1 protein-coding gene and 1 pseudogene are annotated in these 1,442 nt (G+C 73.2%); both read right to left on the bottom strand.

Features of this window, described 5'->3' with window-relative positions:
- Positions 1-913, bottom strand: a 913-nt coding sequence (locus AB0O00_RS39325) for a BTAD domain-containing putative transcriptional regulator (protein ID WP_363659466.1), incomplete at its 3' end; no start/stop codon positions are given.
- Positions 914-1,132: 219 nt separating this feature from the next.
- Positions 1,133-1,442 (bottom strand): annotated as a pseudogene (locus AB0O00_RS39320) (hypothetical protein); the annotation flags it as partial.

The raw sequence follows: 1,442 nt of genomic DNA, 5'->3' as shown, positions 1-1,442 counted from the left end.
CCAGCCCCAGGCCGGGGCCCGTCCGCACGGTCAACGCCTGCCCGATCCGGGCGATGTGGCCCTGCCGTCCGGTGAACTGGGTGAGAGGCGGCGGGAGTTGGTCCAGCTGTCCGGGCCGGCTGGGTGAGGAGGCGATGCTCGGTCCGGTCGGGCCGTCCGCATCGAGTTCGCGGCACAACTCCGAGAGCTCGGGCCCCGGTTCGATGCCCAGGTGCTCCACGAGCCGTAATCGGAGCGCCTCGTAGACCGTACGTGCCTCGGACGTGCGGCCCTGGCGTTGCAGCGCACGGATGAGCAGCCCGTGCAGACGCTCGCGGAACGGGTGGTCGGCGGCCAGCGCCTCCAGTTCCGGCAAATGGCCGGAGGGCCCGTCGAGCGCCACATCGAGGGCGAGCCGCTCCTCCCGGAGAGACAGGCGCACCTGCGACAGCCGCTCGCGCTCGCGGTGCATGAGCGAACCGGGAAGGCCGGCGAGCGGTTCGCCGCGCCACTGGGCCAGCGCCTCCGTCAGCAACTCCCGGGCGTCCGCGGGCCGTTCGGCGGAGCATTTCCGGGCCCGCTCCTGGAGGCGCCCGACCCGCCACACGTCCACACTGTCCGGCTCGACCGCCAGACGGTACCCGCGCGCCCGGGACAACAACACCCTCGGCGTATCGCGCACGGGCTCCAGCAGGTTCCGCAGCCGCCACACATACGTCCGCAAGGTGACGTCCGGCGCGCCGGACGGGCGCTCGCCCCACAGTCCGGCCACCAACTCGTCCACCGTGACGAGCTCGTTCGGCCGCAGCAGCAGGGCGGCCAGCACGGACCGCTGCCGCGGGCCGCCCAGCACCACGTCCGCACCGGCGCGCCGTACGCGGAGGTCGCCGAGCAGCGCGAAGCCCAGCCGATCCGGATCACTGCCTGGCTGCACGACCGTTCCCCCGCAATCTGACGCAGCGTCGGATGCCGCCCCGGTCGCCCATCTTCGCTGGTGCGAGGCATAGTTCGCAACGGAAGGATCGCCGGGCGGGTGGCTAACGCCGGTGCGGGGAGTACGACGGCAGTCCTCACCTGCCCGTTTCGGCGGATCGCCCGGGTGATCCGGCGAACCGGCCCTGGTTGCCCCGGGTGATGCGAGGGAAAGGCCCGCTCACTCCCCGGAAGCACACCCAGCGGCCGTTGCGGGCCAGTCGGCGACGTCGGAGGCCTCTACGAGGTGGCCGCCGCACCAGTCGACCAACAGGAGGTCGAACTCGCGCATTGCCTCACCGAGGCCCGCGGCCACGACAGCAGCCGCGGCAGCGGAAACGGAAGCGGAAACGGAAGCGGCGACGGCCGCCGCCGCTCCGGCGCCGGGACGGGATCGCCCGCCGGACATCGCGAGGCCCAGCACCGTGACCACGCCGCCGCCCGCCTGACCGTACAGGGTGAGCGGACCGACGGCGCACGCGAACGAGTCG

The sequence above is a fragment of the Kitasatospora sp. NPDC093558 genome, from assembly GCF_040683475.1.
GTDB lineage: Bacteria > Actinomycetota > Actinomycetes > Streptomycetales > Streptomycetaceae > Kitasatospora.
This window is presented reverse-complemented; position numbering and strand designations above follow the sequence as displayed.